Origin of the sequence: Gordonibacter sp. 28C (assembly GCF_003339845.1) — a bacterium.
Classification (GTDB): Bacteria; Actinomycetota; Coriobacteriia; order Coriobacteriales; family Eggerthellaceae; genus Gordonibacter.
The window spans coordinates 141,290-163,817 of record NZ_PPTR01000008.1; the positions used below are offsets into that span (position 1 = coordinate 141,290).

Genomic DNA, 22,528 nt, shown 5'->3' on the forward strand with positions numbered 1-22,528 from the left:
TGCGGTTGAACGGTCGGCGGATCCGAGCCCGTGCGGGCGAGGCTCCGCGATCAGTCCTCCATGAGGAGGTCGAGCATGTCGTGGAGCTCTCGCGCATCGACGCCGGCGCTTCTCGCCTCGTCCACCGCGCCGCCCAGCAGCTCCTCGATGTGCCGCAGGCGCTCCTCGCGCAGCAGCTCCATGTTGCCGCCGGCGACGAAGCTGCCCTTGCCCTGCACCGTCTCGATGAACCCTTGGGCCTCGAGGTCGGCGTAGGCGCGCTTCGTGGTGATGACGCTGATGCGCAGGTCGTTCGCCAGCGCGCGCATCGAGGGAAGCTGGGCCCCTTCCGCGAGCGTGCCGTTCATGATGAGGTTCTTCATCTGGGCGGTTATCTGCTCGTAGATGGGCTTGTCGCTTGCGTTCGAGATGATGATGTCCACGGTGCTCCTTTATGGTTCCAGCGGGGAAGCGCCCGGCGTCCCGTGCGCTTCCGGCGGTGCGACGGCGACGTCTCGCCATCGCACCTGAACGACGGGAAACACGTTCTTTCCTGTCGCCCGAGGGCCTTCCCTCCGCATGGCTTCTGTTCGGAAGTGTGCAAAGTGTATATACCCTCTATGCACACTATAAACACTATGCGAGGCGAGTGTCAAGCAGAATAGGAGGAGAATTTTGCGACTTGAAAGTAATACTGTATTACGATATATTGGGTGCAAAGAAAGGAGGCCAGCCATGGAAGCTGCAGCCGAAAAGGGAGCCCCCAAGAAGACACCGAGGAAAACGACGGGCAAGGCTCCGGCGAAGCCGAGCCGGACCGATTCCATCGTCACGGCCCGCGTGCCGCAAGAGATTCGGGAACAGGGGAACAAGGTGCTGAAGAAGATCGGCGCGACTCCGACGGAGCTGGTCAACGCCGCCTACGAATACGTTCTCGAGCACGAAGAGCTCCCCAAGGTCACGCCGTCGCTTGAGGAATTGCGAGGAAAGCGGCGCGAACTTACGCCCGAACAGAAGGAGAAGCTGCGGGAGCGTGCGCGTTCCATGACGCTCAAGGCGCCCGATGATTGGGAAGGCAAATCGTTTAAAGAGCTGCTCGACGAGGCTCGGGGGGAACGTTATGCGCGCTTTGCTTGATACGAACGTCATGGTCGATCTGTTCACTGGCCGACCGCCTGAAGGGGAATACGCAATGAAACTTCAGGTCATGCAGGAGCTTGACGATATAGAGCTGTGGGTTTCCGCGAAGTCCTTCACTGACGCCTTTTACGTGATGAGGAAGAACAACAAGAGTGCAGACGTGCAGCGCGCGTTTGTCAAGAGCATGGGGTTTTTGAACGTGTGCGCCGTAGACGCCGACGATATCCGCATGACCGCCGAGCGATGCTGGCCCGATTTCGAGGACTGCCTGATCGACGTATGCGCGGAAAAGGTCAAAGCGGACTATCTTCTCACGTGGGATCGCAAAGGGTTCAAAAACTCGCATACGACGGCGCTGTCCCCGCGGGATTTCTTCGCAAAGCTGGAATCGGAACTCGGACTTGTCTACGAGGCTATCGACCGGTAGGGAGACTTGCCTGATGTTCGATAAGTGATTTGAAAAGGAGCGATTGATGGGCGACGTGCTGTTTGTGGAGTATCCGAAGTGCTCTACCTGCAAGAAGGCGAAGGCGTGGCTCGACGCGCACGGGGTGGCGTACGCCGACCGGCATATCGTGGAGGACAATCCGGCGGCGGACGAGTTGGCGGCGTGGCACGCGAGAAGCGGGCAGCCGCTGCGGCGCTTCTTCAACACGAGCGGCATGCTGTACCGCGAGCGCAACGTGAAGGCGCTGCTGGATGCCGGCATGGGCGACGAGGACGCTTATGCGCTGCTCGCCGAGAACGGCATGATGGTGAAGCGCCCGATCGTGGTGGGGGACGACTTCGTTCTCGTGGGCTTCAAAGAAGCGGAATGGGAGCGCGCGCTGCTGGGCTAGAACCGAGCGTGCAGGCCGACCTGCGACGCGAGGCGGCTTGCACGGGAACGCAATCTGGAGATGCGCTTACAGGTTGTCGGTGTCGAGCACGAGTGTGAAGGGGCCGTCGTTCACCAGGCTCACGTCCATATACGCGCCGAAGCGGCCGGTTTCCACGCGGGGGACGTCGCGTCGGGCGCGGTCGGCGAACCATTCGTAGAGGCGGTTCGCCTCGTCGGGCGCTCCGGCCTCGGTGAACGAGGGCCGGTTGCCCTTCTTGCAGTTGGCGTACAGCGTGAACTGCGACACCACCAGCACGTCGCCCGCCACGTCGGACAGCGACAGGTTCGTCTTGCCGTCGGCATCCTCGAATATGCGCAGACGCGCGATCTTGCTCCACAAGCGCTCCGCCTGCTCCTCGCCGTCGTCGTGACCCACGCCCAACAAGATGAGCAGCCCGTGCCCGATGCTGCCCGCCGTTTCGCCGTCGATGTCGACCCGCGCGCTGCTCACGCGTTGAATGACTGCCCGCATGGATGCCTCCTTCGAGACGCCGCCCGCCGCGCCGTTCGCCTTCGCGTGCGCTGCGGTGCCGCTGGTTTTGCCGTTCGGTTTAGTATAACGGGGTTTACAGCGGTGCCGGGCGGGCGTATAACCGTCGCATCCGATTCTCCGACGGCCTTGCGCCGTCGATCCGAGCACGAGAGGGGCGCCGCCTATGACGTACGCCATCGTATACGATAGCAGGACCGGCAACACCGAGCAGCTTGCCCGCGCCGTTGCCGAGGCGCTGCCGGAAGATGGCCGTCTGGCGTTCGGGCGCGTGGGCGAGGTGGACGCCTCCGTCGCAGCGCGGGCCGACCGCCTGTACGCGGGCTTCTGGACGAACCGGGGCGACTGCACCGACGAGATGGCGGAGGTGCTGGCCGGTTTTAAGGGCAAGGAGGTGTTCCTGTTCGGTACGGCCGGGTTCGGTGCCGACGAGACGTACTTCGCGGGCGTGGCGGCGCGCGTGGCCGTGCACGTGCCCGAGTCGGTGCAGGTGGTGGGCGCGTTCATGTGCCAAGGACGCATGCCGCGCACCGTGCGCGACCGCTACGAGCGCACGGCCGAGCAGAACCCGGCGCAGGCCGCGCGCATGGGGCAGCTCATAGAGAACTTCGACGAGGCGGCCGACCATCCCAACGCCGACGACCTTGCGCGTTTGCGTGCGAAAGTGCAGTCCGTGCCGCTGGATTGACGGGCTCGCGCACGCCCGACGGCTCATCTCGCCCGACCCGAACAGGAACGGAGACGCTATGACAAAACTCACCGACCTTCCCAACATCGGCCCCCACGCCGCCGGGCAGCTCGCCGAGGTGGGCATCGAGACGGCCGAGGATCTGCTCGCCATCGGCGCCGAGCAGGCGTGGCTCAAAATGCAGGTTGTCGACCCCGGTGTGTGCATCATGCAGCTGTACGACCTGGAAGGCGCCGTGCAAGGCATTCCGAAGAAGGAGCTGGGCCCCGCACGCAAGCAGGAGCTCAAGGCGTTTGCGGCCGCGAACAAGCCCGCGTAGTTTTTTGGCGGTCCCCGCTCAGGATGACAAGGGGGCCAGCAGGTCGCTCTTAGGGGGATCACCCATCGTAAAAGTTTTCGTTTCTTGAGCGATTTTGCTCGTTATCCTCGGTGGGGCTGATTGTCGCACGACAAAATGCTATCCTGTGTGGCGAACCCGAAAGCGGCGAGAGGGGAGCGGTGGCGTTCGGCGAGCTTATCGTGTGGTACCTGTTCCTCGGCGGCACCGCCGCCGGGACCTTCGCGGTGCTCTCGGCCATCGATCTCTACACGGCCTTCTCTCCGGCGGTCAACCCGCGTTTCGCCCGAACGCCCCGCGGATACCTGGGAAGCCGGTCGCACTCGTCGACGCAGAGGCGCATCGCGCGGACGGGGTACGCGATAGCCTTCGTCCTGCTCGTGGTGGGCATGTTGTGCCTGCTCGCCGACCTGGGGCGGCCCGAGGCGTTCTATATGCTCTTCCTCTATCCCACGAGCAGCTTCGTTTCCATCGGCACGTTCGCACTCACGCTGTTCGCGTTATGCCTGGCTATCGCGCTTGCGGAGTCGGTGCTCGCGCTCGGACCCGTGTGGGAGAAGATATCGCTCGCCGCGAAGGCGCTCGGCGCGATCCTCGCGCTGGTCGTCATGGTGTACACGGGGCTGCTTCTTGAGAACGTCGTTGCGGTGAGCCTGTGGCGGTCGGCTTGGTTGCCCGTCCTCTTCCTGCTCTCGGCGCTCTCGTGCGGCTGCGGAGTCGTTTTGCTGAGCACCTGCCTATGCGAGAACTACACGGGCGCGCTCGCGTGGATCCGCGGCCTTTCCCTCGCCGATGCGGTCGTCATCGTGCTCGAGGCGGTTGCGGCTGCGGCATGCGCGGCGACGGTGAACGCCGCGAGCACTGCGCGGCCGTTCGACGCGCTGCTGGTTGGCGACCAGTCCGTCGTGTTTTGGCTCGGTTTCGCGGGGTGCGGTATACTTGCGCCGCTGGTCCTCGAAACGTCCGCGCTGGTTGCTCGGCGCAGCCACCGAAGCAGCGTCGTGGCCGTCATGGCGGTGCTCATCCTAATCGGCGGTCTGAGCTTGCGGTTCGTGCTCGTGAACGCCGGCGTCCAAACCGCGGTCTGAGGAAACGGCGAGACAGAATGGTGACGAAGGAAATACCGGCATTTGCTTTCAACGACCAGAGCGATCTGCCGCTTTGGGTGCAGCTGCGCGACCGCATGGCGTTCCTCATCAGCTCGGGATACTACAAGCCCGGTGAGAAGCTGCCCACCGTGCGAAAATACGCCGCCGACCTGCACATAGCTTACAACACGGTCAGCAAGGCGTACATGGGCCTCGAGCGGGACGGCTACGTGACCACGGTGCGCGGCAGCGGCGTATTCGTGAACGATCTGGGCGCATCGCATCGCGAGGACGGCCACGTCGACGTGCTGGTCGAGGAGTTCGTGAGAAGCTGCCTGGAAGAGGGGATGACGTACGACGACATCCCCAAGCTCGTGTCCAAGCACATTCGGAAGGTGAAGAGGGCCCATGAAGAGAAATAGCAGAGAGCGCGCCGTGCGGGACGAGCGGGATTCGTATCGGCGCTCCGAGATGGAGTTCGGCGTGGCGGCCGACGCCTACCGCTCCGATCCCAGCAGGAAGGCCACGCGCAACGGGGCCGTGATGGTGAGCGTCGTGCTGGCGCTGGCGGCTTTCCTCGCGGTTCTCGCGCTGTGGTACGCGGTGTCGGGAGGCTTCAGCTTGGTCGGCATCGCCGTGGCGGTGATCGTGGGGCTTGCGGTGCTCTCGTCCGTGCATGTGTGCCTCGAGTGGGAACGCGCGGTGATCATGCGGCTGGGGCGCTTCAACCGCCTGGCGGGTCCCGGCATCTTCTTCAGCATCCCGCTGATCGAGTTCAGCACGTTGCGCGTCGACCAGCGCACGACCGCCACCCCGTTCGGGGCGGAGGAGGCGCTGACGAGCGACCTCGTGCCGCTCGACGTGGACGCCGTGCTGTTCTGGATGATATGGGACCCCGAGAAGGCCTGCATGGAGGTGGAGGACTGCCGCTTCGCCGTGGCGCTGACCGCGCAGACGGCGCTGCGCGACGCCATCGGACGCGCGTCGGTGTCCAACGTGGTGATGCGGCGGCACCAGCTCGACCAGGAGCTGCAGGAGGCGGTGGAGGCGAAGGTCACCGACTGGGGCATCACGGTGCTCTCGGTGGAGATCCGCGACATCATCATCCCGAAGGAGCTGCAGGGAGTCATGTCCCTCGAGGCGCAGGCCGAATGCCGCAAGAACGCGCGCATAACGCTCATGGAGGCCGAGCGCGACGTGTCCGCCATCCTGCAGGAGGTCGCGGAGACCTACACGCACGACGAGATCGCGCTCTCGCTCCGCAAGATCCACCTGGTGTACGAGGGCATGCAGGACAACGAGGGAACCGTGGTGGTGCCGAGCGCCTACAGCGAGGGTTTCACGATGGACCCGAACAAGGACGCTCCGAAGAAGTAGCCGCAGCGGCCGTTCCATAGAGGGCGGTTTCTTCCGTCGTATATACTTCAAAATAGAATAAATCTAGTAAAAATTGTCGTGCGACACTCTTGATTGTCGCACGACAATTTTTCATAATGAGCACTAGAGGGATTTGGCCGATTTCCTGCAAGACACGCATCCGGCGATCATCGCGCTGGTGCCCTTCTCGAGGGAAGGGCGCGCGCTTCGGACGCTCGGATGGGGCGTGCGCCGACCGGCGCGCGTCGCAAAGCGAACGCCTGCTGAAAGCGGGCGTGAGGGAAGTGGAGGCTTGAGCATGGGGCTTGAATCTTTGTATCTGTTCACTATGCTGGGGGGCTTGGCTGCCGGCGCGTACGCGTTCGAAACCGGCTTGCGCCGCAAGCGCGAGGGCGCGCGGCCTTGGCTCGTTCCCCTGGTGGTCGTCGTGCTGTTCGCCGCGGGGATGATCGCGGCGGCGACGCACGTGCACAGCATTCCGCGCGCCATCGAATCGGTGTTCGGCGGCACGGTCAACTTCGGATCCGGTATGATTCAGGAAGTGGCCGTCGCCGGGTGCTTCTTCGTGCTGGCCGTCATCGACCTTGTCGTTACGCTGGTCAAGAAGGGCAGCCCTTACGCGCTGCGCATCGTGACGGCCGTCGTCGGCGTGGTCTGCATGGTCATGATGGGCTTGGCTTACACCGACATATACGGAAGCCCCGTCTGGTGCAACGCTCCGGCAACCGTCGTCTCGTTCCTCGCCGGCGACCTGGCGATGGGCCTGGCGCTGTTCGCCCTGCTGGGTTCCGCGAGCTATAGCGAGAAGCCGGTGCGCTGGTCGGCCTTTATCGTGAACGCCGCGCTGGCCATCGGCCTGTGCCTGGAGGCCGTCGCGTTCAACGGCGTCGGGCTGAGCCCGATAACCCAGATCGCGGGGCTCGTCATCGCACCGGTTGCATCCGTCGTGCTCGTGGCGCTTTCGTCGAAGTTCAAGAACAAGATGGTGCTCGCTCTTGCCGTCTGCGTCGTATCGATTGTCGGCATCGCCATCGCGCGCTACGCGTTCTACGCGGCATGCATGGTGGCATAAGGAAGCGAAGGGGGATTTAATCGTGAGCATTCAATCCAAGAACATATCGCGTCGCGGCTTTCTCGGAGCCTCTGCGGCGGTGGCGGCGAGCGTCGCGCTGCTTTCGAGCACGGGCTGCTCCGCCGAGTCGAGCCTCGACGTCGCCGACAAGCACCAGCTGCCGACCGACCCGGCCGAAGGCGGCGAGTGGGTTCCGGCCGCGTGCTGGCACAACTGCGGCGGGCGCTGCATGAACAAGGTCATGGTCAAGGACGGCGCCGTCGTCCGCCAGAAGACCGACGACACGCACGAGGACTCGCCCGACTACCCGCAGCAGCGCGGCTGCGTGCGCGGCAAGGCCCAGCAGCAGCAATGCTTCGGCGCCGACCGCCTCAAGTACCCCATGAAGCGCAAGAGCTGGTCGCCCGAGAACCCGAACGGCGAGAAGCGCGGCATCGACGAATGGGAGCGCATCAGCTGGGACGAGGCCATCGGCTACATCGCCGACCAGTTCAAGACCATCAAGGAGAAGTACGGCAACCAGGCCTTCCTCATCGGCAGCTACGGCTCGCGCCTGGCGTTCGCGCCGCTTCTGGCGTACGGCGGCCACACCTCCGTCGCCGACTCCACCTCCCACGGCGCGTACCTGCTGAACACGGCCGACACCATCGGCATCCCGCGGACCGACGCGGGCGTGTGCAACGACCGCACCGACATGTTGAACGCGGAGACCATCGTGCTCTACGCGTCGAACCCGGCCTGGTCGGCCGCCGGCACGCCGAGCTACCACTACATCCGCGCCAAGGAAGCGGGCGTGAAGTTCATCACGGTCGACCCCATCTACACGGCGTCCGCCCAGATGCTCGACGCCTACTGGATCCCCATCCGCACGGGCACGGACACGGCGTTCATGCTGGGCGTTGCCTCCGAGATGATCCGCCTGGACAAGGCGGAGGGCGACGTCGTGGACTGGGAGTTCCTGGACAAGTACACCGTGGGCTTCGACGCCGACCACAAGCCGGCCGACCTGGCCGAGGACGTCAACTTCCTGGACTACCTGAACGGCGCCTACGACGGCGAGCCCAAAACCGCCGAATGGGCGTCCGCCATCTGCGGCGTGCCGGTCGAGCAGATCACCTACTTCGCCCGCGAGATCGGCAAGACGCACGACGTGTGGATGCTCCACAACTTCGCGGCCGCCCGCTGCAACGGGTCCGAGAACGTCCCCCAGCTGTTCATGACGCTCTCCGCCATGGGCGGGCACTACGGCAAGCCGGGCAACTGCTCCGCCAACAACTACCACGCCAACGCCGGCAACGGCGGCCCGGCCCTCGTGAAGGGCGGCGCTTCCGGCCTGCCGAGCCTCAAGAACCCCATCGAGGGCGTCATTCCCGGCCCCCAGGCCTGGGAGGCGTGCTTCACGGGCAAGTACCGCAACGTGGGCGACTGGTACAGCGGGTCCGGCGCGCACGCGGGCGTCGACGAGACGTGCGACATCCACTGCATCGTCCACGACGAGAACGCCTACCTGCAAACCGGTCCCAACATGAAGCGCGGCATCGAGGCCCATCGCAAAATGGACTTCGTCATGGCGAAGGCCCAGTTCCTCACGACGCAGGCCCTTTACTCCGACATCGTGCTGCCCGTGACGACGCAGTGGGAGGTCCCCGGCGGCCTGGCGGCCTCCAACCGCGAGTTCCTCTACTGCTTCTCCAAAGTGACGGAGCCGCTGTACGAGGCGAAGACCGACGTGGAGATCAACACGCTGATCATGGAGGCCCTGGGGCTCGACCCGAGCGCCGTCTACCCCATCAGCGAGACCCAGGCGTTCTTCAACCAGATCGCCGGCGCCACGGTCGTCAAGGAGGACGGCTCCGGCAAGTACGAGCCGCTCGTCACCATCACCGAAGCTGACATCAAGGAATGGGGCGTCACCGGCAAGCCGCAGACCGGCCGCGTGGGGCTCAAGGAGTTCATCGACAACGGCGGTTATCAGGTGGAGCGCAAGCTCGGTGACCAGTACAGCTCGTTCATCGGCTACGCCGACTTCGTCAAAGACCCCGAGGCGAACCCGCTGAAAACCAAGAGCGGCAAGCTGGAGATCACCTGCCAGGCCAAGGCGGACCTGTTCAACAGCATCGGCCTGATCGATTGGGAGTACCAGCCCTATCCCGAGTACCTCGTGCCCACGGTGGGCTACGAGACCACGTTCAAGGACGGGAAGATCGACGGCGAGGCGGGCGAGTACCCGTACCTGATGTTCAACCCGCATTACTTCAGGCGCTCCCACAGCGTGTTCAACAACTGCCCGTGGCTGCGCGAGGCGTGGCCGAACCCGGTGTTCCTCAACGCGAGCGACGCCGAGGCGAAGGGCATCGCGGACGGCGACACCGTGCGCGTGTGGACGAAGTACGGCGAGGTGCTGCGCAAGGCCTGCTGCATGGAGAACATGCGGCCGGGAGAGGTGGGCATTCCCCACGGGGCATGGGTGCGCGTGGACGAGAGCACGGGCGTCGACCACGGCGGCGCCGACAACTACCTCATCGGCAACGACATTTCCGGTGGCGGTTTGACCAGCTACAACAACAATAACTGCAACTTCGAGAAGTACACGGGCGCCGCACTGGAAGACGATTGCGACGTCGACAAGCGCATCATCGAGCTTGGCTAGGGGAGGAGGAATCATGGCTGTTGGATTTTACCTTGACGTGACGCGTTGCATCGGTTGCCGTGCGTGCCAGGTTGCGTGCAAGGACAAGAACCGCCTCGAGGTCGGTACGCTGTACCGCGAGGCCCATAGCTACACGGTGGGGACGTTCCCCGAGGTCGACGGTTACAGCTATTCGTTCGGCTGCAACCATTGCGAGGAGCCCATCTGCTTGAAGAACTGCCCGACGGGCGCCATCTACAAGGCTCCCGACGGGACGGTCGTGCAGGACCAGAGCAAGTGCATCGGGTGCCGCATGTGCGTCATGTCGTGCCCGTACGGCCAGCCGAAGTACTTCCCCGAAGCGGGCGTGTCCGGCAAGTGCGACGGCTGCTACGGCCTGCGCGAGGCCGGCGGCGACCCGGCGTGCGTCGCGGGGTGCCCCAACCGCGCGCTCATGTTCGGCGACATGGACGAGCTGCGCGCCGAGTTCGGCGGCGATTTGGACAACGGCAGCATCGCCGTGCTGCCCTCTCCCAGCGAGACGCATCCGAACATCCTCATCAAGACGAAGGATTGCGCGTTCGACCAGGGATACCGGGAACTGAACTGGTAGCTCCCGTTCCCGCCGCGCCGCAGACCCCCTCCTGCGGCGCGGCGATTTTTCTTCGTGCGGACGACCGGCCCGCCTCGGCGGCCGCGTAAGACAGGAGCCGTTATGCCCAACAACGAGCGCGAAAGCGCGATAGCGATGATGCTCGCCCGCCGGGCGTACCTGTACCGTTTGCTGCACGTCGTGTTCGGCGGCCGGCCGAGCAGCGACGTCGTTTCCTCGATGGTCGGCCAGGAGACCCTGGCCTCGTTCGCATACGTGAAGGAAACGCTCGCCCAAGACGACTTCGCCGACCTTGCGGCGCGCCCCCTGGGCACGACCGGTCGCAGCCTGGCCGCGTGCGTCGACGAGGTGATCGCCCGCATCGAGATAGCCGGACGCGAGGCGGCCGACCCGGCGCTGGCCGACGGGTTCGTCGATGGCCTGCGGACCGACTACGACCAGCTGTTCCAGGTGCCCGGCGACCGCTACGTGCATCTGTGGGAGTCTCCCTACACGGGCCAGGAATCCATGGTGTTCCAGGAGAGCACGCTCGACGTGCGATCGTTCTACCACGACGCCGGGTTCAAGCTGCGGGCCGAGAAGCGTTTCCCCGACGACCATATCGCTGCTATGATGGACTACCTAGGCTGCATGGGCCAGCGCGCGTACGAGGCGTTTGCCGACGGTTGCGACGACGAGGTGCTCCGGACGCTCGCGACGCAGCGCCGGTTCGCCGAGCGGCATGTGCTGAACTGGGTCGACCTGTTCGCCGACAAGGTCGTCGAGCAAGACGTCCACGGGTGTTACGCCGCGTTCGCGGCCGGCATGGCGGCGTTCGTTCGCTTGGACGACGAGATGGTCGGCAGGCTCGAGAAGGAGCTGGCCGGGAAATAGACGGGCGTTTCGACAGGAGGGGCAGCGTGGATCTCAGGGAATACGCGCGGGCGTTCGACGAGGCCGAGCAGGATTTCGAGGCCGCGGTCGAGGAGTACGGCGTTCCGTTCGAGCGCGCGGAAACCTGCCCCCGCGAAGCGCGCAGCCGCACGGCGGAATCGTGCGGGTGCCGTTGCGAGAACGGTGCCGCCTCGCTGTGGCGGAACTGGATATCGCCCGCGTGCCTGGCCTGCCGCACCGGCGAGGAGACGGCGACGTTCTTCGTCGATCTCAGGTGCACGAAGAACTGCTACTTCTGCTTCAATCCGAACCAAGACCACTACGAGTACTTCCTCGGCCATGCGCGCGACATCGTGGCCGAGCTCGAGCAGGCGCACGCCGCGGGGGCCCGGTTCCGCTGCCTTGCCGTAACGGGCGGCGAGCCGCTGCTGTACCCCGACCGGGTGAACGCCTTCCTCGAACGTGCCGCCCAGCTGTACCCGGGCGTCCACACGCGCCTGTACACGAGCGGGGATTTGCTCGACGAGGCGGGTCTGCGGGCTCTTGCCGAAAGCGGGCTCTCCGAGATACGCTTCAGCATCAAGCCCCCCGACTCCGACGACGGGCAGGACCGCGTGTACGAGCTCATGGAACAGGCGGTGGGCGTGGTCCCCGACGTGGTGGTGGAGGTGCCCGTGATACCGGGTTCGCTCGCCGAGATGAAGGACCTGCTGCGGCGGTCGGACGCCATCGGCATCAGCGGGGTCAACCTGCTGGAGTTCTGCTTCCCCCTGCACAACGCCGCTGAGTTCACCAAACGCGGCTTCGAGCTGCGCAAGCGCCCCTTCACGTTCCTGTACAACTACTGGTACGGCGGCGGGATCCCCGTTGCCGGGAGCGAGGCCGAGGCCCTGGAGCTTCTGGAATTCGCCCATCGCGAAGGCCTGAAGCTGGGAATCCACTATTGCAGCTCGGACAACAAGAACACGGGGCAGATATTCCAGCAGAACAAGGCTTATCTTGCCGATCCGGCCCTGCGGCAGGCTTATCCGTGGATGCGCGCGGACGAAGGAGACCGGTTCCTGAAATGCGCGAAGGCCTTCGGCGACGATGCGGAGCTCGTGCGCTCATGGGCCGATGCGGTCGGCTTGGACGGCTACGGGTACGACCCGGACGTGCCGAGCATCGCCTTCCCGAGCGACTGGGTCGACGAGCTGCGGGAGGCCGTCCCCGCGGCGGTTCTGGGCGAGAGCGTGAACGTGGTGGAGGAGCGCGAGCCGCAGGCGGGTCGCGCCGCGGCCTGCCCCGACCTCTACCTGCGGGAAGTGGCCGTGCGAGAGCTTTCCTAGCGAGAAGGACCGGGACCGTCGCGAGGCGGTCCCGGTCCTTCCGGCGCAACGGATGCGTTCTATCCGGGTGCGCCTAGATCTTGACGTGCCCGAACGTGACGACCGAGTAGATAAGGCCGGCGATGCCCAGCACCATCACCACCGCCACGATGACCTTGTCGGAGGTCTTCGCGAACAGCTTCGCCTTCGGGTCGTGCTGGCGCACGCCCACGATGTAGAGCGGCAGGCCGATGGCGTACACGATGCACGCCACCATGAGGTAGTTCAACCCGGCGGCGTAGACGAGCCACAGGCCGTAGAGCGATCCCGCCGCGCCGGTGAACACGGCCATGTTGCGGCTGGCGAAGATGCCCTGGGGGTACTCTTTCTTTATGGCTATCTTGAACAGGAACAGCGTGCAGAACAGATAGCAGGGCAGCGCCATGACGCTGGTGATGCTGATCATGGTGGTCCAGGCGTTGCTGCCGATGAAGAACGAGATGAGCAGCACCGCCTGCACCACGATGGTGGTCCACAGAAGCGACGTGGACGGCGAGCCCTTCTTGTTCTCCTTCGTGAACGCCTTGGGGAAGATGCCGCTCTTCGAGGCGGCCAGGGGCATCTCGCCCAGCATGAGCATCCACACGAGCCAGGAGCTCAAGACCGAGATGATGACGCCGGCGTTCACCATGATCTCGCCCCATTTGCCGAACTTGTCCAGCATGATGGCGGCCATGGACGGGTTGGCCATGGTGCCGATGTCGGCCTGCGAGTACACGCCCAGGGGCAGCAGCGACACGATGATGTAGAGCGCCAGGGTGACCAGGAAGCCGATGGTCGTGGCCTTGCGCACGGCGGCCTGCGACTTCGCCTTGCCCGACACCACCACGGCGCCCTCGATTCCCAAGAACAGCCACAGGGTGACGAGCATCGTCGCCTGCACTTGCGGCATGACGTTGTCCCAGGTGAAGCTGAGGTCGATGGTGCCGTGCATGCCCCAGAAACCCTCCATGAACACGGAGAGCTTGAACACGGTGGCGACGGCCAAGATGAAGATGGCCACCGGCAGCAGCTTGCCGATGGTGCCGATGATGTTCAGGAAGCTGGTCTGCTTCGCACCCTGCAGGGCCAGCAGGTACATGACCCAGGTGATGATGGACCCGCCGATGATGGACGGGATGTTGTTTCCGCCCGTGAAGTCCGGCACGAAGTAGTTGAGCGTGGCCATGACCAGCACGGAGTAAGCCACGAGGGCGAAGCAGTTGCAGATCCAGTAGCCGTAGGCCACGAAGAAGCCGATGAGCTTGCCGAAGCCCTTCTCTGCGTAGGTGTACAGGCCGTTCGTGAGCTCCGGGCGGGCGGCCGAGAGGATGCGGAACGTGTTCGCGATGAACCAGATGCCGATGCCCGTCACCACCCAGGCTATGATGATGGCTCCTGCGGAGGCGTCCTGCGCCATGTTCTGGGGGAGGCTGTAGATGCCTCCGCCGATCATGGCGCTGATGACGATGCCCACGAGGCCTATCAGGCCAACCTTCTTCGTGCTGTCCTGGGCCTTCGCCGACGCGGCGCTGGAGCTGGATGTGGTTTTGTCTGCCATGATTCCAGTCCTTGTCGAATAAGAGCGCGCCCGCGAAGGGCGGACGCGCGTTTTGCCGATGATTGCGCGCTCGGCCGTCCGGCCGATGCGCTCATGCGGGGAGAGCGGTCCCCGTTGCCGTTACTTCGAGAGCCTCGTGAGGGACTTGAAGTCCATCTCCTTCAGCCAGTCGGACAGGTTCATGTTGTTGAGGGAGTCGAAGCCGGTCGTGGGCACGGCGTTTCGGGCGAGCGTGATGTAGGGCCCCACGGTGATGGCGTTGCCGATCTCGCCCGGCTTCATCATGCGGTGCGCGAAGCCCACGTAGGTGCGGTCGAACAGCACGTTGGAGTCGCGGCCGCACTCCACGACGGACCAGACGATCTCCTTGCGGTGCTGCTCCAGGAAGGCCACCATGTCCTTCTCGTTGTCGTTCTTCGTCCAAATGCCGGCGTCCTCGATGAACAGGTCGGCTGCGAAGTCGCGGTCGGCGGACAGCGAGATGGCGATGAACGACCACACGCCGTAGCCTTCGCCGTCCTTCAGCGCGCGGTCCTTCTTCGGACGGTAGGCCGTGACGCCCTTGTTCGCGCAGATGGTGTGCGCGCCGGGAATGGGATGGTAGCGGCGGTTGTCCGCCGTGCCGAACAGCTCGATGCCGGCGTTCAGCAAAGGAGCGGCGTCGAACACCTTGAGCTTGCTGCCGTCGAACTGCTTCTCGGTGAACAGCGGCTTGCTCTTGCCCGAAGCGATATCGTCGTGGCGGGCCAGGTCGTAGCCCCATACCTGGCCGGCCATGCCGCAGAACGACGAGGCCGTGAGCATGTTGATCTGGCCGATGTAGGCGTCGGCCGTCTCGGCCTTGTCGTAGGTGACGATGCGGTCGATGAGGCCGTCGCTGGTCTTCTCCACCGTGCCCGCTGAAACCTTCAGCACCGACACGTAGCCGTTGCCGTAGGCGCCGGGCATGCCGTAGCCGTCGCTGTAGTCGTCGTAAGGGCTGATGGCGGTCTTGTCGATGTGCGGCGCGCGCATGCTGGCGTGGTAGTTGGCCTCCCGGGCGATGGTGCGGTTCCTGCGTTCCTCGATGTTCTTCATTGAGGAGTCTCCTTTCGATGGGAACGGTTTTCAGCGGTGATTGTAGGGCGCTCCGCTCATGATGGGTTTCGCACGGTGGTTTCGACGGCGAGCCGTGTTTTCCCTGAAACCCGGAAGTCATCGGCGTGAAAGGAGGGCGTTGATTTTTCGCGCGCGACGGCCGTTCGCGCGGGGTAATGGTATCAACACCATAACGATTGAGATGAGGGGAGAAAAGCTGTGTCAACGACCGTATGCGGGATAAGGATGGGCGCCGAGACGCGTCGTGCGAGGTGCCGGACGAGGAAGGGGAAGGGGCTTTTGGGGGTCGCGGTGCCCCGAGCGTTATTCGGGGAGGTCGATGAGGGCGTACGTGTCGATGTCTCGGCGCTGGTGGAGGATGCGGTACACCGTAAGCGTCGAATCGTCGAAGCGATAGTAGACGGTGTAGGGGCTCGCCAGCACCGTGCGGTACTCCTTGAAGTGGAACCCCTCCATGGCGAAGCGGCCTCCGGCGTCGGGAAAGGCGCGCACGTGGTCGATGGCGGCATCGATGCGCGCGATCGCGGCAAGGGCTGCCCGGGGGTTCTTGCATTCGAGGCCCAAGTAGATGGCGATCGACTCTCTATCGAGGTGGGCGCGCGGCCTCCATGCGAGATCGAGCATGGTCAGTTCCCGCTCGACGCGTAGTCGAGGCCCCAGAGCGCGAATATCTCGCGCATGTTCGCGTCGGATTCCTCGGCGGTAAGGGCGGTGGGGCGGTACTGCTCCTCGATTTCCGCCTCGCGCAGCGCAAGGTAGATGCGGTTGCGCCGTTCCGCCGCTTCGTACGCGTTGCTGTCCATGAGGACGAACGAGGCCACGCCGTTTTTGGTGAGCACGATGGGCTCCTGCGCTTCGCTCGCTTGCGTGCACACGTCGTTGAGCTGCGTGCGCAGGTCGGTGATGGGCCTGATGATGGGAAGCGGCGCGGCAAGTGCTGGCATGACGGTTCCTTTCGATGTACTTTATTCAAAACATAATACCATGCATAATAAAGTAATGCACAGCATTGAAAAAGCTGTGTTTTTAGCCTTGACCCTCACGTAGCGTGAGGGCGTATGCTGTGCCTGCACGACGAAGCGAGCGCTGAAACCCGGGAGCGGCTCTGTCTGTGCGCAAGGCGAAAGGAACGCAGGATGGCCAGTGGAAGAACCTACACGGTGCACGAGATGGCCGAGCTGTCGGGCTGCACGGTGCGTGCGCTGCACCATTACGACGAGTTGGGGCTGGTGCGGGCGCGACGCGCGGAGAACGGATACCGGCTGTACGGGCCGGAGGAGGTCGACCGCTTGCAGCAGGTGCTGCTGTACCGCGAGGCCGACATGGCTTTGGCCGACATCAAGCGGCTGCTCGACGACCCGTCGTTCGACGCGTGCGACGCGCTGGCCTGCCACCTGCGCGAACTGCGCTCCCGCCGGGAGCGTTTGGAAGGATTGATCGCGAGCGTGGAGAAAACGCTCGCCAGCATGGAAGGAAGCGAACCGATGAAAGACGAAGAGAAGTTCGAGGCGTTCAAGCAGAGCCTCGTGAACGAGAACGAGGCGACGTACGGAGCGGAGGTGCGCGAGCGCTGGGGCGACGAGGCCGTCGACGCCAGCAACGCGAAGATGATGGGCATGAGCGAGAAGGAGTACCGGCGCACCCAGGAGCTGGAGGCGCAGATCAAGGAAGCGTTGCTGACCGGCATGGTCGCTGGCGACCCGGCTGGCGAGGACGCCCAGCGCGCCGCCGACCTGCATCGCCAGTGGCTGTGCGCCTTCTGGAAGGACGGCACGTACTCGAAGCAGGCGCATGCGGGCATGGCCGAGATGTACGTGGCCGACGAGCGCTTCAAAGCCTACTACGAGACCTGGGCGCCCGGAGCCGCCGAGTTCCTCCGCGACGCCGTCAAGGCGTACTGCGCGTAAGGGGTCCGACGCGCTCAGCTGCGTCCCGTCGCTTTTGCGCAGCGGCGGGACGTATTGTCGCTCGAAAGCCGTGGTATCCCAAGAAAAAACAAGGCTTTCGAGCGACAATGCCATCGAGCCGACGTGCGGGCGCTATCCCTCGCTCAGATCCAGTTGGTTGATGCGGTCGGCCAGGTCGGAGCCTCGTTCGTTGAACAGGAGGGCCTCGTTGTGGGCGAAGTAGCGCTCGCAGCCGTGGTCGTTGATGAAGGCCATGCCGTAGCGGTTGGCGGACAGGTCGGTCACCAGCAGCAGCATCTCCTGGCCTTCGCCGAACGCGTCCTCCACGAAGCGGAAGGCGTGGTCGAGCGCCGCCGACGCATCCGCGATGCGCGCGTCAAGGGCGTCGACCGTCTCGTCGAACAGGTTTTTGACCTGCGAGAACGAAATGCTCCCTGCCGCATCGACCCGCTGGGCGCGGTCGAGCAGCGCGAGCGTGCGCTCGTAGGCCAGGTACTTCTCGTCCGAGAGCAGGCCGCTTTTGCGCTCGGCGTCCAAACGGCGCTGGAGGGCGGCCGTTTCCTCGCGCACGAGCGGCAGCGCGTCGGCGGCGTCGACGTCGGACGCGCCCGCGGCCTCCAGGGCGTTTCTCATCGCCGCGAGCCTGCCGTGGGCGAACGCGACGGCCTTCTCCTCCAGCACGGCGTCGCGCACCCGCCCTCCCAGCGCGTCGGTGACGAGCCCCATGAGCGACACCCGCTCGTCGAACGCGGCCGCGCGGGCGCGTTCGACGATGCCCTCGTCGGCCTCGCCCGCCAGGATGCGGTCGATCTGGTAGTCGGCGCGGTACTTCGAGAACAGGTCGTAGTACACGCTGAAGCGCTTCGCGATCTCCGCGTTCTGCACGTACTGGCCCACCAGCAGCTCGTCGACGGGGATGCCCTGCTCCTCGTACAGCTTGCAGATGGCCGAGAGGTCGTCCCAGCCGCGCGCCGTGACGAACGACTTGCCGTCCACCGTGGTCTCCACGCGGTAGAAGTGGTCGCGCTCGATGTCCAGGTACGTGAGCACGGCCGGGTGCACGCCGGACTCCACGGCGAAGGCTCGCCAGGCCGCGAAGTCGGGCTCCACGTCGATGCGCTTGAGACGGTCCCACGTTGCTATGTCGAAGTCGTGCGCCGTGCGGTTGTACTCGGGCGGGTTGCCGGCCGTGACCACGATCCAACCGTCCGGCACGCGATGGCGCCCGAACACCTTGTACTGCAAGAACTGCAGCATGGCCGGCGTGAGCGTTTCCGACACGCAGTTGATCTCGTCGAGGAACAGGATGCCCTCGGGATGCCCCGTGTCCTCCATCGCGTCGTACACGGCGGCGATGATCTCGCTCATGGTGTACTCGGACACGTCGTACTCCACGTCGCCGTAGGTTTTCTTCGCGATGAACGGCAGGCCGAGCGCGCTCTGGCGCGTGTGGTGCGTCATGGAGTACGACACGAACCCCACGTCCAGCTCCTGCGCTATCTGCTCCATGATGGCCGTCTTGCCGATGCCCGGCGCGCCCAGCAGGAACACCGGGCGCTGCCGCTCGGTGGGCAGGCGGTAGTTGCCGAACTCGTCCTTCGCGAAGTACGCGAGCATGGCGTTCTTGATCTGCTGCTTCGCTTGCTGGATGTCCATGGTTCCTCCTGATGTCCTAATTGGGGACAGTCCCCAATTAGGACATTTTCCCTTGCCGGTATTCCTCTAGTGCTATCGTCTCGTCCAGAACCACTTTCATGGCCCAGGTGGGGACGGGCGGGCTCGCGGCGGCGGTGGCGTCGTCCACGAACACGAACGCCGCGTCGTAGTCGGGCTTGCGGGCGGGGTAGGTGCCCTGGCCGTCGGTGAAGTAGATGAGTCCGCCCAGGTTCGTCAGGTCGCCGCGTTCCACGGCGGCGTCCACGTAGGCGAACACGGGGCGGAAGTCGGTGCCCCCCAGCCCCTTGATCTCCAGGTCGTCGAGGTAGGCTTCGAGGTCGGCCGGCGACCCGATGCGGGCGACGTCCGCGATGGCGGCGTCGCACTGCACCACGAGCACGTTCATGTCGGCGAAGAAGCTGGTCTCGGCTTCGAGGATGGCATAGGTCTTCTCGATGAAGCGGCGCACGAGGCCGTCCTTGGTGGAGGCCGAGGTGTCGATGGCGATGACGAAGTCGCGGATGCGCTTCTCCTCCACGTACTCCAGTGGCTCGACGAGCGGCAGGTTGCCGTACGTGTCCAGGCCGTAGCAGTAGTACACGTAGTCGAACTCGTCGTCGTTCACGCGTATCTGCTCTCCCATGCGGGCGAACTTGCGCAGGAACTCCCGGTAGTCCTGCTTCTCGCGCGTCACGGCGCGCAGGTTCATGGCCAAGTTCGCGCCGTTCACGCCCCAGAGCTTCGCGTACGCGTCCAGCTGCACGCCCATCTCCAGCGCGGCGTTCTTCCATTGCTCGCGGGAACGGTCGAGGTTCACGGTGTCGGCGAAGCGCTCGCCTGCGGCGCGCGCGGCGTTCTCGGGAGCCTGCTTCTGCACGATGTCGGCGGGGTCCATGCCGCGCTGCGACGCGTGGCTGCGCTTGGCGGCGGCCGCGTCGGGCGGCAGGTCGGCGTCGGTGCCGTTCTCCGCCGGGCCGGCCGCGGGCGCGACCGCGTCGCCTTCCTGCTCTTCGGCGCGGCCGTCGCCTCCGTCCGCGTTCCCGGCGCTTTCGGCGACGCGGGGGCGGTGCCAGGGCTCGTGGTCGTCGACGAAGAACGGCGCGCGGAGGTCTTCGAGCTCTTCGGCGGAGAGGCTTTCGTCGGCCAGGTAGCGGTAGACGGTCTCGGCCGTCGCCACGGGCAGCGCGGCGTCGACGCGTGCGAGCGTCGCGTGCTGGCGGGCGGCTCGGGCGGTGCGGGTTGCGGGCAGGTCGAGCTCGGCTATGGTCCGCTCCACCGCGATGTCGCAGGCCGCGTCCCAGAGGGCGGCGTCGACGCCGTCGCCGGCGAAGGGGTGCAGGAACACGTTGTGCAGCACGACGTGCAGATAGGCCCGCGAAAGCGACGCGGGCTCGGCGGCGTAGGAGCGCGCGAGGTTTGCGGGATCGTAGCGCAGATGCGCGCCGTCGGTGGCCAGGGTGGAGCCGGGCACGGGCAGGGGGGCGAGGCGCGCGAAGGCGGCGTTCATGAACCGCAGGTTCACGAGCAGCGCGTTCTTCGCAAGGTCGAGCGCTTGCCGGGCAAGCGGTTCGACGGCTTCGGCGGCCATGGTCGCTCCTTCGGGACGTTGACGCTTGCCTTTGCCTCCGTCCGCAGTGTAGCATGGGGGCTGCGCGTGGTAAACAGATACGTTGCCGATATGTTTTGGGAGGTCGCACAATATTATGACCGGGAATTTGCTGGTGTTTTACGATGCGACAACCGATGTAGACATTTTGGTTGATCAGGTGAGCAAAAATCCTCCCAGCTTGGACGCGCGCGACGTCGAGGTTGTCCGTGCGGCGAAGGCCGCCGAGGGGGAGGTGTGGTCGCCTCGGTTGCTGCCGTACCAGGACTGGTCGACGCGGGTCGAGGTGGGCGGCTGCGGGGATGGTTCCGACGGGGGCGGGGTCGACGGCGACCTGCTGGTCGTGGGCGCGTTGGGCATGGGCCTTGCGGACGACGAGCGGGAGCGGCTGCTCGCGCGCGCAACCGAGCGGCAAGGCGACGGCGTGCCAGCCCCCGTGCCCGCGTTCGAGCGTATGGACGACGGTTTGCGCGGGGCGCTGCGCGTGCGGCAGGACGAGGACGGGTACGCGCTCGTGGGCGTCGATCTGCGCCGGCTTGCCCAGGCGGCGGGACGGGACGACGGCCTCGTCGTCCGCCTTCCCGCGTTCGTGGACGGTGTGCCCGTCGTGCGCGTGACGGCCGAGGCGTTCGCGCGGCGGCTCGTGCAAGGCGTGGGGGTGCGCGTGCTCGCGGTGCCCGACACCGTGGAGAGCATCGGCGCCGGCGCGTTCTTGGCGCTGTCGGCCCAGCGCATCCATCTGGGTCGCGGCGTGCGCGTGCTGGGCGAGCAGCCGTGCGACCTGGCGGGCGTGTCGCCCCGGCTGGCGCGGCGCGCGTACTCCGTCGACGCGCGCAACCCCTGCTTCTCGGCGCGCGAGGGCAGCCTGTTCGCCGACGGGGGAGCCGAGCTGCTGTTTCTGGCATCGCCCTATCCTGCCCACGAGGTGCTTCCCGACGGCGTGGAGCGGGTGGGCGCGGCCGCGTTCGCCGCAGGGTGCGAGCCGCCGTCGGTCGTGGACTTTCCGGCTTCGCTCGCCCGCGTGGATTCGAAGGCGTGGGACGACGCCGTATGGCGTTGCCCGCAGCGCACGGCCGCCCACCGCGCGCTGGCCAAGCGCGGCGTGCGCCTGGCCGGCCCGCGCGCCGTGGAACTCGACGGATGCTGGTACGACTTCGACGACGTGGGCGCCGTGCTCGTGGCCGGTCCGCCGGCGCCCACCTCGGTTTCGAAGCGGTTCGCGGTCGAGGCCGCCGCACGGGCGGCGGCCGCGCGCGGGCAGGGCGCGGAGGGCGACGGGTTGCAGGCGGCGGATGCGGACGGGGCGTCATCGGCGGGGGCGGCTTCCCGCCCCGCTGCCGCGCCGAGGGATGCGCTCGTGCTGCCGCGCGAAGTGGAGGGACGGCCGCTCGTGCGCATAGGCGTCCGTGCGTTGCCGTTCGCGCCGGAAACGCTCGTCGTGCCCGACACGGTGCGCGTCGTCGAACGCGACAACGCCTGCCGGGGCACGAAGCGCCTCGCGTTGCCCAAGGGCCTGCGCTCCATCGGCGCGCACTGCTTCTGGTCGCGGGCGCTGGAGGGGCCCGTTCCCATCCCCGCGAGCGTGGGCGCCGTGGGCGAAGGCAGTTTCGAGTACGCCGTGTGCCGCCTGGAGCACACGGGCTCCGTCGTGCACGTGTCGGCCGACCAGCTGCTCAGCTGCTTCGTGGGGGAGTCGTTGGACGGGGCGCCTGCGGTCGGGGAGGGGGTCGCGGCGGGCACCTGCCCGGATGCGCCGCCCGTTCCGTTCGACTTCGAGCGCTACGACGAGCTGCTGCGGTCGGGCAAGAACCTGCCCGACCGGCTGGGCGCCGTGCTGCATCGCCTGGCCGTTCCCTACCGCTTGTCTTCGGAGACGCGGGCGGCGCTCGCAGCCTACTTGCGCGAGCACGAGCGCGAAGCCCAGGAGCGCGTGGCACGCGAGGGCGACCGCGCCATGGTGGAGGCGCTCGTGGACGCCGGCTTCATCGACGAGCGCACGTTCGACCGGCAGATCGAGCTTTTGCGCGCCGCCAACCGCACCGACTGCGTGATCTACCTCATGGAGGAGCACCGCAAACGAACCACGCAGTTCGGGAAGGCTGGTGGCCCTGCGCCCTCCGCTCGCAGCCGCTTCGCGCTATAGCATCCTAGAATGTCCCAAATGGGGACTGTCCCCTTTTGGGACATT

23 protein-coding genes are annotated in these 22,528 nt (G+C 65.7%); 15 read left to right on the forward strand and 8 right to left on the reverse strand.

Annotation, left to right across the window (positions count from 1 at the left end):
- Nucleotides 1–50 precede the first annotated feature (50 nt).
- A complete protein-coding gene (locus tag C1878_RS11215) occupies nucleotides 51–422 on the reverse strand; it encodes a GntR family transcriptional regulator (RefSeq protein WP_114601711.1) in 372 nt (123 codons plus the stop codon).
- Nucleotides 423–714: 292 nt separating this feature from the next.
- On the opposite strand from C1878_RS11215, the gene C1878_RS16915 reads away from it, so the two are divergent.
- The 3 genes from C1878_RS16915 to C1878_RS11230 are packed head-to-tail and all read left to right on the forward strand — an operon-like array spanning nucleotide 715 to nucleotide 1,958.
- Nucleotides 715–1,116 (forward strand): hypothetical protein, encoded by a 402-nt coding sequence (locus C1878_RS16915; protein WP_241963709.1) that lies wholly within the window; start codon nucleotides 715–717, stop codon nucleotides 1,114–1,116.
- Nucleotides 1,100–1,546: a PIN domain-containing protein gene (locus tag C1878_RS11225; protein WP_158539794.1), complete on the forward strand. Its 447-nt coding sequence runs from the start codon at nucleotides 1,100–1,102 to the stop codon at nucleotides 1,544–1,546. The genes C1878_RS16915 and C1878_RS11225 overlap by 17 nt, the downstream gene beginning before the upstream one ends.
- Nucleotides 1,547–1,592: 46 nt before the next feature.
- Entirely contained in the window at nucleotides 1,593–1,958 is a 366-nt protein-coding gene (locus C1878_RS11230) for an arsenate reductase family protein (protein WP_114601713.1), read from the forward strand.
- A gap of 66 nt (nucleotides 1,959–2,024) precedes the next feature.
- On the opposite strand, the gene dtd is transcribed toward C1878_RS11230, so the two are convergent.
- Nucleotides 2,025–2,471 (reverse strand): D-aminoacyl-tRNA deacylase, encoded by a 447-nt coding sequence (dtd, locus tag C1878_RS11235; protein ID WP_114601714.1) that lies wholly within the window; start codon nucleotides 2,469–2,471, stop codon nucleotides 2,025–2,027.
- A 184-nt stretch (nucleotides 2,472–2,655) separates the two neighbouring features.
- On the opposite strand from dtd, the gene bilS reads away from it, so the two are divergent.
- From bilS to C1878_RS11285, 10 genes are all read left to right on the forward strand, one after another.
- On the forward strand, nucleotides 2,656–3,177 hold the full coding sequence (gene bilS, locus C1878_RS11240; protein ID WP_114601715.1) for a flavodoxin family protein BilS: 522 nt from the start codon (nucleotides 2,656–2,658) through the stop codon (nucleotides 3,175–3,177).
- Between the two features lie 58 nt (nucleotides 3,178–3,235).
- On the forward strand, nucleotides 3,236–3,496 hold the full coding sequence (locus tag C1878_RS11245) for a TfoX/Sxy family protein (RefSeq protein WP_114601716.1): 261 nt from the start codon (nucleotides 3,236–3,238) through the stop codon (nucleotides 3,494–3,496).
- Between the two features lie 110 nt (nucleotides 3,497–3,606).
- Complete coding sequence (gene nrfD, locus C1878_RS11250) at nucleotides 3,607–4,602, forward strand: NrfD/PsrC family molybdoenzyme membrane anchor subunit (protein WP_114601717.1); 996 nt, start codon at nucleotides 3,607–3,609, stop codon at nucleotides 4,600–4,602.
- Nucleotides 4,603–4,619: 17 nt separating this feature from the next.
- Nucleotides 4,620–5,024: a GntR family transcriptional regulator gene (locus C1878_RS11255; RefSeq protein ID WP_114601718.1), complete on the forward strand. Its 405-nt coding sequence runs from the start codon at nucleotides 4,620–4,622 to the stop codon at nucleotides 5,022–5,024.
- A complete protein-coding gene (locus tag C1878_RS11260; protein ID WP_241963710.1) occupies nucleotides 5,011–5,979 on the forward strand; it encodes an SPFH domain-containing protein in 969 nt (322 codons plus the stop codon). The genes C1878_RS11255 and C1878_RS11260 overlap by 14 nt, the downstream gene beginning before the upstream one ends.
- A gap of 298 nt (nucleotides 5,980–6,277) precedes the next feature.
- Nucleotides 6,278–7,051 carry a DmsC/YnfH family molybdoenzyme membrane anchor subunit gene (locus C1878_RS11265; protein WP_114601720.1) on the forward strand — a complete coding sequence of 258 codons (774 nt, stop codon included), beginning with the start codon at nucleotides 6,278–6,280 and terminating at the stop codon, nucleotides 7,049–7,051.
- A 22-nt stretch (nucleotides 7,052–7,073) separates the two neighbouring features.
- Entirely contained in the window at nucleotides 7,074–9,701 is a 2,628-nt protein-coding gene (locus C1878_RS11270; protein WP_241963711.1) for a molybdopterin-dependent oxidoreductase, read from the forward strand.
- Nucleotides 9,702–9,714: 13 nt separating this feature from the next.
- Nucleotides 9,715–10,293 carry a 4Fe-4S dicluster domain-containing protein gene (locus C1878_RS11275; RefSeq protein ID WP_114601721.1) on the forward strand — a complete coding sequence of 193 codons (579 nt, stop codon included), beginning with the start codon at nucleotides 9,715–9,717 and terminating at the stop codon, nucleotides 10,291–10,293.
- Between the two features lie 102 nt (nucleotides 10,294–10,395).
- Nucleotides 10,396–11,166, forward strand: a complete 771-nt coding sequence (locus tag C1878_RS11280) for a molecular chaperone (protein WP_114601722.1) — start codon at nucleotides 10,396–10,398, stop codon at nucleotides 11,164–11,166.
- A 26-nt stretch (nucleotides 11,167–11,192) separates the two neighbouring features.
- Complete coding sequence (locus tag C1878_RS11285; protein WP_114601723.1) at nucleotides 11,193–12,494, forward strand: radical SAM protein; 1,302 nt, start codon at nucleotides 11,193–11,195, stop codon at nucleotides 12,492–12,494.
- A gap of 73 nt (nucleotides 12,495–12,567) precedes the next feature.
- Here C1878_RS11285 and C1878_RS11290 read toward each other — a convergent pair whose 3' ends face one another.
- From C1878_RS11290 to C1878_RS11305, 4 genes are all read right to left on the reverse strand, one after another.
- Nucleotides 12,568–14,073: a basic amino acid/polyamine antiporter gene (locus C1878_RS11290; protein ID WP_114601724.1), complete on the reverse strand. Its 1,506-nt coding sequence runs from the start codon at nucleotides 14,071–14,073 to the stop codon at nucleotides 12,568–12,570.
- 120 nt (nucleotides 14,074–14,193) lie between these two features.
- The gene (gene hdcA, locus C1878_RS11295) at nucleotides 14,194–15,150 is read right to left on the reverse strand and encodes a histidine decarboxylase, pyruvoyl type (RefSeq protein ID WP_114601725.1); all 957 of its coding nucleotides are present in this window, start codon (nucleotides 15,148–15,150) and stop codon (nucleotides 14,194–14,196) included.
- 324 nt (nucleotides 15,151–15,474) lie between these two features.
- Complete coding sequence (locus C1878_RS11300) at nucleotides 15,475–15,795, reverse strand: type II toxin-antitoxin system RelE/ParE family toxin (protein WP_114601726.1); 321 nt, start codon at nucleotides 15,793–15,795, stop codon at nucleotides 15,475–15,477.
- 2 nt (nucleotides 15,796–15,797) lie between these two features.
- On the reverse strand, nucleotides 15,798–16,115 hold the full coding sequence (locus C1878_RS11305; RefSeq protein WP_114601727.1) for a type II toxin-antitoxin system Phd/YefM family antitoxin: 318 nt from the start codon (nucleotides 16,113–16,115) through the stop codon (nucleotides 15,798–15,800).
- Between the two features lie 192 nt (nucleotides 16,116–16,307).
- Here C1878_RS11305 and C1878_RS11310 point away from each other — a divergent pair, with 192 nt between their 5' ends.
- Nucleotides 16,308–17,078 carry a MerR family transcriptional regulator gene (locus C1878_RS11310; RefSeq protein WP_114601728.1) on the forward strand — a complete coding sequence of 257 codons (771 nt, stop codon included), beginning with the start codon at nucleotides 16,308–16,310 and terminating at the stop codon, nucleotides 17,076–17,078.
- 132 nt (nucleotides 17,079–17,210) lie between these two features.
- Here the strand turns inward: C1878_RS11310 and C1878_RS11315 are convergent, their stop codons facing one another.
- The gene (locus tag C1878_RS11315; protein WP_114601729.1) at nucleotides 17,211–18,734 is read right to left on the reverse strand and encodes an ATP-binding protein; all 1,524 of its coding nucleotides are present in this window, start codon (nucleotides 18,732–18,734) and stop codon (nucleotides 17,211–17,213) included.
- Nucleotides 18,735–18,771: 37 nt separating this feature from the next.
- Complete coding sequence (locus C1878_RS11320; RefSeq protein WP_114601730.1) at nucleotides 18,772–20,322, reverse strand: VWA-like domain-containing protein; 1,551 nt, start codon at nucleotides 20,320–20,322, stop codon at nucleotides 18,772–18,774.
- Nucleotides 20,323–20,437: 115 nt separating this feature from the next.
- Between C1878_RS11320 and C1878_RS11325 the strand changes: the two genes are divergently transcribed.
- Nucleotides 20,438–22,483, forward strand: a complete 2,046-nt coding sequence (locus tag C1878_RS11325; protein WP_241963712.1) for a leucine-rich repeat domain-containing protein — start codon at nucleotides 20,438–20,440, stop codon at nucleotides 22,481–22,483.
- Nucleotides 22,484–22,528: the final 45 nt, after the last annotated feature.